Raw genomic sequence first — 6,151 nt, forward strand, 5'->3', positions numbered from 1 at the left:
GCTGGGGCCCCGGGGTGGGCGCCGGCGCTCGATGCGCCCGGGACGCACCGCGGGCGGACGGCCGGGTGGGTGGTCGGGTCCGGGTCGTGGGTGGTGGTGCGTCGCTACGGTGCTGGTGGGCTGGGTCCCCCTCCCTGCCCGGTGGGGACCGGTCGGAGCCGCTAGTTCCGGCTCCGACCGGTCCTTCCGGTTACGCGGCCAGGACGTCGGCGGGCTCTGCAGCGTTGGCCGGGTCGGGCTCGGGGGTGGGGGTGCGTCCGGCGGCGATCTGCTCGACGTCGGACAGCGGGTAGCCCCAGTCCCCGAGGGCGGTGAAGTAGGCCCGGCTGATGGCGTCGGTGTTGCGCCAGGTGTGGACGTCGGTGGCCTGCTCGATCGCGGCGACGGCGACGGTCAGGGTGATGACCTGTGAGCGGGGGGTGCTGGCCTTGGTCAGCAGTCCGGTGATGTGGTCGGTGCCGCGGTGGGTGGGGGTCTTGGTGCCGAGCAGGGTCGCGGCGAGGCGGTGCCCGTCGTCGGCGGCCTTGGCCAGGTGGTAGGTGCCGGTCGTCACGGCGCGGCCGATGAACTCGGCGCCGCCCTTGGGTGAGGTCTTGCGGGCGGCGAACGACTTCAGCCACTCGCGGCGCACGACTTCGGCGGACCGCCACGCCTTGTTGTTGGCGACGACCATCCGCCGTTCGGCCTTGTCGGCGTCGCTCATCGGGGTCTTGGCGACGGCCTGGCCGTCGTCGTCGGTGCACTCGGCGGCGATCTTGGTGTGGCCGTGGGCGCGGTGATCGGTGCAGACGAACATGGGCGTGACGTCGTTGTCGGTGTCGATGTAGGCGGCGTGCCCGGGGCAGGTCGCGTGCGTCTCGATGGTGAGGGGTTCGGTGGAGCCCTTCGCGCGCAGGGCGTCGAGCGCGCGCATGGGGGTGGTCATGTAGAGGCCGGGGCGGGCGACGATGGTGATGCCCTGCTCGGTGAGCGTGGCGGTGAGCGCGGCGACGGCCGCGTCCTCGGTGCGGCGGTCGCGGATCTGCTGGGCGGCGTGCCGCAGGTCCCATCCGTGCGACGCCTTCCGGGTGAGCGTTTCGGTGGCTTCGTCGTCGTCCTCGAACTCGGCGAACAGCGCTGCTTCTTCGAGGGTGAGTTCCTGGTTGACGAGGGCGTCGAGTCCGGTGCGGGAGGTGGCGACGGTGATCCCGGCGGTGACGGCGTCCTTGGTCGTGCCGAGCCGCTTGGCGATCTTCGCGGCGGGGACGCCGAGCAGCGCCAACTGCTGGTAGGCGGCGGCGCGGTCAGTGTCGGTGAGGCCCTGGCGGTCCTCGTTCTCGACCATCTGCTGTTCGATGCGCCGGACGTGGTCCTCGTCGCCGGTGATGATCCACGCGGGGATGGTGGCCTGCTGGGCTTCGATCGCGCCGAGGGTGCGGCGCTGCCCGGCGCGGACCCGGAGCCCTTCGGTGGTGCGGACGACCAGGACGGGGGTCAGGACGCCGTGGTCGCGGATGGACTGCACGAACCGGGCGGACAGGTGGGCTTCGGAGCGGACGTTGGTCTCGATGAGCAGGGTTGCCGGGTCGAGGTGGGCGAACTCGGCGCCGTTGTCGATCGCGGCCAGGACGTCGGCGGACGTGCTGGTGGTGGTGTCGGGCTTGGTGGTGCTGGTCATGGTGTCGCTCTCCTTGGCGGTCGTCTGCCTGTCCCGGTGGTGGGCCAGGCCGGTGAGTGCCCGTGTTCTTCGGGCCTCACCGGCAGGCGCGAGGTATCGGGCCAAAGGAGCGGAAGGGGCCCCGCGCGGGGCCGGGGGGCTGTGACGTCGCGCATGCCGGCGCGCAGCGTCGGTGTGGGGGACGTCATGGCCGGCCGGCATCGGGTGGGGGCGACGGCCTGATACCGGCCAGGGTGGGCCGCGGCGCTGACGTGGTGGGAGGCCAGGTCCGGCGCAGCTGGCAGTGCGCACCGCAGGTGCTTCGGGTTCCCCGGTCGGTGCCCCCTGGGGCGCCGGGCGGCGTGGTGCGCCCCGCTCCCCCGCGTGCTCGAGGTGAGGGCGAGCAGCTAGGAGACGGAGTCGAGTCGCTGCGAGGGGTACGCCGGCGGTAGGCGCGCTCGTCGCGTGGATCGATGCGGCCGGGTCGCTGGATCTCGGCTTGGAGGTCCGTGCGCAGCCCGGCGGTGTAGAAGTGGTCGACGACCTCGCTGTCCACTACGTCGTGGTGGGCGGGTGACTACTTCGGGGGAAGTTCTTGCTGTGGCCTGTGGTTACGGTGGAGCGTGAACTTCTGGGAGCTCGTGTTCGTGAGGGACACGATCGAGGAGTAGTTCGTGATGCTGTTGAAGTTGGGCGTACGCGGCGGGTAACGTTGCGCGTACGCAACACGGTGCCCTGCCGGGATGGCAGTCCCAGCAGGACACCGCACGGGTTAGAAGTTCAGATGCACACTGAACTCGAGAAGTATCTGCACCTTGGGATCAGCCAGGATCACTAGCGGGAGTGCACTGCACTCCAGCCAGGTCCTGGCTCTTTCCTTGTCCAGGGACTTCTTCCCGTTGCGCTCGGCTAGTCGCGTCTGCGGCTTGCGCCGCTTCTTCTTCTTGGCCAACTCGGTCTCCAATCTCTTCCCCCCCAGCCTGCTGACGGGTGTCAGCAGGGAGGCTGGCCGGGAAGTCGTCTGCACCTCTCCCGCGTGGGTCCGGCCGGGTCGTTCTTGGAGACCTGGTGACCAGGCTAGCCGGGGGGTTCGACACTCCCCGCAGACCATCGGGTGTGTCGCACGTCACGAGACGGTGTGGGTCTCGTCACCGTTGTCGAGCAGCGCCCGGCGTGTCGGGTGGCTGGCGCCGCTGGAGACGTGTCCGCACTAGTGGAGTCGTTGGTGGGGGCGCGTGTTGTTGCTGGTCAAGCGGTGGTTGACCAGGCGCGAGCGGGACGCTGGCGCGGGGAGCGTGGCGGGGCACGAACAGCTCGCCGGCGTTCGTGTACTGCTGGCGGACGACGTGCAGGAAGTCCTCGCGCTCGTACTCGAACTTCCGGGCTTTCGGGATGCCTGCAGCCGCGGGTCGGATGAGACTGCTGGTCATCGACGATGTGGGAGGTGGGCGTGAGCGAGGGCAACGGTGTTCACACGGTGCACCGCGATGGTCTGTGGTTGAACGAGGTCGGTGGCCAGCAGGCCGGCGGGACGTTCGAGACGAAGGACCCGGCGGTGGCTGCTGGCCGTGAGCTGGCGATCGCGCGGGGCCTGGAGCACCACATCCACCGCCTCGATGGGCGGGTGCACGAGAAGAACTCCTACGGGAACGACCCGCGGAACATTCCGGGCTGAAAGCAGTGCGGCGAGGGATCCGGCGGCGGTAGCCGCCGACGGAAGATCTGCCGCGCCGTAGGCGCGTCCGGTTGGGTTCCGGATCCGGCCGCGATCCGGGCTGCGGTTCACGCCACTTCGTGACGTGGTTCACATAGTGTGTGGTCATGAGTGGATGCACCGCGCCGAGGAACGGCCACAGGACTGCCAGCGGAGCGGCGGCGTGCCCTGTGCACGGCGGTCGTTCGAGGTACTCGAGCCCGTCGTACTACCGGCCGCCGAGCTACCCGCCGATCTACCCGCCGAGCAGCGGCGGGGGCGGCGGGAGCGTCGGGGGCGGGTCCGGCGGTGGTAGGACCCGGCCGAAGTGGTCGCCGAGTACGTCGACGGTGACGTACACGGCCGCAGAGGTGCGGGCGCTGGCTCCTGTTCGCCGGACGGTCGAGCTGCGGGCGCGGCAGGACCCGGATCTGCGCGACGTGTTCCTGTGTCACGCGTGGGACGACCGCCGCGGTGCGGCGATGGAGCTGCACGACCTGCTCGAGGCCGAGGGCGTGTCGGTCTGGTTCAGCGAGAAGGACATCGTGCTCGGTCAGCCGTTCCTGCGGGAGATCGACCGGGGTCTGGCGAAGTCCCGCACGGGCCTGGTGCTGGTGACCCCGGCGCTGCTGGAGCGGGTCGACAACCAGGGGATCTCCGACAAGGAGCTCTCCGAGCTGCTTGCCCGTGATCTGCTGATCCCCGTCGTGCACAACACGACGTACGACGAACTCCGGAAGATCAGCCCGCTGCTGGCGTCGCGCAACGGGCTCAACACGGCGGACGACTCGATGGCCGTGGTCGCGAAGAAGATCGCCGAGCTGGTTGCCGTCGACGACATCTGAGGGTCGTCGGGCTCGGTCAGGACCGGCGCGTGAGCGCCGGTGGTAGGTCGACCTCTGCTGGGTCGACGTCTTCACGCGCACCTGACTGCGTCTCGTATTCGAGGCCGTCGGTATGCCTCCAGGTCCGCGGGTAGCACCGGCGCGTGCTGCTCAAGCTTCGTCTCCCCGCACGACCGGCCGGCAAGGTGGAGCTACGGCGCGAGCTCGTGGTTGCGGCTCTTCGACAGGTAGTAGCGGCGGCGGCGAAGGGCCATTCCGGTGCGGATCGAGCCTGCGTCACCGGAGTTCCTACCTGCCTGGCCGATGACCGTCCAGGCACCGTTGAGGTCGGCGACCGGCTCCACGATCGTGCCCGAGACGATGAGGTCCCACCGGTCGTTCGCTCCGGTGTCAGCAGGATCGAGGTGATGCACGCTCCCTACAACCTCATCGCTGGTGTAGCCCGGCGCGGGCTGGGCGCGAGCCTGGTAGATCTCGATCCACTCCATGAGGGTGTGAGTGGCGGCGCACCAGCCGTTCGCGTACCCGCGCGGCTTGAGATCGAGGGGCGACGGCAGTGGTGTTACCCCGTCGGGCGCGAGCAGTCCATACACCTCGAGGCGAACGTGGCGATCGGAATCGTTCCTGATCTCCACCCAGGCGCGCACCATGATCCGACGATCCTGGTCGCGGGGGGTGTGCATGGGCTCGTCACGCAGCCCGGAGCGGATCGGGTTCGGCTCGCCGCCGAGGTAGAGAGACGGCTCGAGCGGAGGCCAATCGACCTCCGGCTCGACGAAGACCGAGATCGCCGGCGTCGCCGCGTCGATGCGTGCACGCACAGCCTCGGCCGCTTGCTGCCGCGACAGCTCCAGCGCCTGGTTGGCGGTGGCGACTGCGCGCTCTGAGGCCTGAGCGGACCGGCGCGTCTCCCACGACTGCCAGACCACCACCCCCGCGGCGGCGATAGCAGCACCCGCGGCAACCCACCCGGAGTCGATCACGAGGGACAGCGTGCCATCCCTGGCCAGCCGGAGGGTGATTAGCCCAGGAACCAGTGCGGCGGTGTCACCGGCGCCCGTCACACTGGCGTCATGTGGAAGCGACGCGCGGCCAAGTCGACGCCAGAGCCCGCACCGGCACCGGCACCGGCACCGGCACCGGCACCGGGCTCAGGCGACCCGATGGCGCCCCACGCGGCCAAGCACCTCGCGTTTCTCGAGCAGGCCCGCTGGCTGCTCGAGCAGCAGCAGCGTCGCGCGACGACGTTCCAACAGACGTCGGTGGCGCTCGTCGGGTTCGACGGCGTGCTGCTCGCGTTGCTGCTCAGCAACGACACGCTGGGGACCTTCGTTCGCTACTCCGCGGCGTGGTGGGCCGGCACGGTCGCCGCTCTGTTGTTCGCGCTGAGCGCCCTGATCGGGGTGCTGGTGCTCGTGCCGTTTGGGATGTACTCGGTACCGGCCGACACCACGATCTCCCACTGGGCGAAGCAGCTCGTCACCCCAGACTGGGACCGCTCGACACAGCACTTCGCGCACATGCTCCTGGTCGAGGCCCCGCCAGAGCGCGGCGCCGACAGCCGACCAGCTCGCCTCCGACGCTGGTGGCGCGCTCGGCTGCACATGAAGCCGCTGCCCATGCAGCCGCTGCGCTCAGCTGAGCGGCTGGCGACTCGCCGAGGTCGCCTGACCACCACGTCCGCGTTCACGCTCCTCGGCGGCATCATCGCCCTAGTGGTCGTACTCGTGACCTCCCCGGTCACCGCCGGGGTGAGCGAGGACGCCGCTACCTCGGAGCCCTCCGGTACCCAGTCTCAGATCAGCCAGAGCAGCAGATGAAGGGAGTCCGACCCATGTCTGACCGCGTTGACCCGAAGGACGAGGCACAGCCGCCTCCACCGCCTCCACCGCCCCCGCCCGTGAGCGTCCGGACCCTGCTCGGCAGCGAGTACCCGCAGCCCCCGGAAGAGAGAGCATGAACGACAAACCGCAGGCG

At 70.0% G+C, this 6,151-nt stretch carries 5 protein-coding genes; 3 read left to right on the forward strand and 2 right to left on the reverse strand.

Annotated features, from left to right (window positions below; genetic code table 11):
• Positions 1 to 190: 190 nt before the first annotated feature.
• Positions 191 to 1,657, reverse strand: coding sequence for a ParB/RepB/Spo0J family partition protein (locus KJP73_RS19575; protein ID WP_213284348.1), 1,467 nt, complete (start codon positions 1,655 to 1,657; stop codon positions 191 to 193).
• Between the two features lie 1,414 nt (positions 1,658 to 3,071).
• On the opposite strand from KJP73_RS19575, the gene KJP73_RS18470 reads away from it, so the two are divergent.
• Positions 3,072 to 3,311 (forward strand): DUF2188 domain-containing protein, encoded by a 240-nt coding sequence (locus KJP73_RS18470; protein ID WP_213284349.1) that lies wholly within the window; start codon positions 3,072 to 3,074, stop codon positions 3,309 to 3,311.
• Positions 3,312 to 3,679: 368 nt separating this feature from the next.
• Complete coding sequence (locus KJP73_RS18475; RefSeq protein ID WP_249669543.1) at positions 3,680 to 4,174, forward strand: toll/interleukin-1 receptor domain-containing protein; 495 nt, start codon at positions 3,680 to 3,682, stop codon at positions 4,172 to 4,174.
• 191 nt (positions 4,175 to 4,365) lie between these two features.
• Here KJP73_RS18475 and KJP73_RS18480 read toward each other — a convergent pair whose 3' ends face one another.
• Positions 4,366 to 5,157, reverse strand: coding sequence for a hypothetical protein (locus tag KJP73_RS18480; protein WP_213284351.1), 792 nt, complete (start codon positions 5,155 to 5,157; stop codon positions 4,366 to 4,368).
• A gap of 90 nt (positions 5,158 to 5,247) precedes the next feature.
• Here KJP73_RS18480 and KJP73_RS18485 point away from each other — a divergent pair, with 90 nt between their 5' ends.
• Positions 5,248 to 5,994 carry a hypothetical protein gene (locus KJP73_RS18485; protein ID WP_213284352.1) on the forward strand — a complete coding sequence of 249 codons (747 nt, stop codon included), beginning with the start codon at positions 5,248 to 5,250 and terminating at the stop codon, positions 5,992 to 5,994.
• The last annotated feature ends 157 nt before the right edge of the window (positions 5,995 to 6,151 follow it).

The sequence above is a fragment of the Cellulomonas hominis genome, from assembly GCF_901521055.1.
Lineage (GTDB): Bacteria > Actinomycetota > Actinomycetes > Actinomycetales > Cellulomonadaceae > Cellulomonas > Cellulomonas endometrii.

Excerpts from the sequence above, each read along its gene's own strand:
- KJP73_RS18470 (WP_213284349.1), top strand. The coding sequence starts at position 3,072 with ATGTGGGAGGTGGGCGTGAGCGAGGGCAACGGTGTTCACACGGTGCAC.
- KJP73_RS19575 (WP_213284348.1), bottom strand. The coding sequence starts at position 1,657 with ATGACCAGCACCACCAAGCCCGACACCACCACCAGCACGTCCGCCGAC.
- KJP73_RS18485 (WP_213284352.1), top strand. The coding sequence starts at position 5,248 with ATGTGGAAGCGACGCGCGGCCAAGTCGACGCCAGAGCCCGCACCGGCA.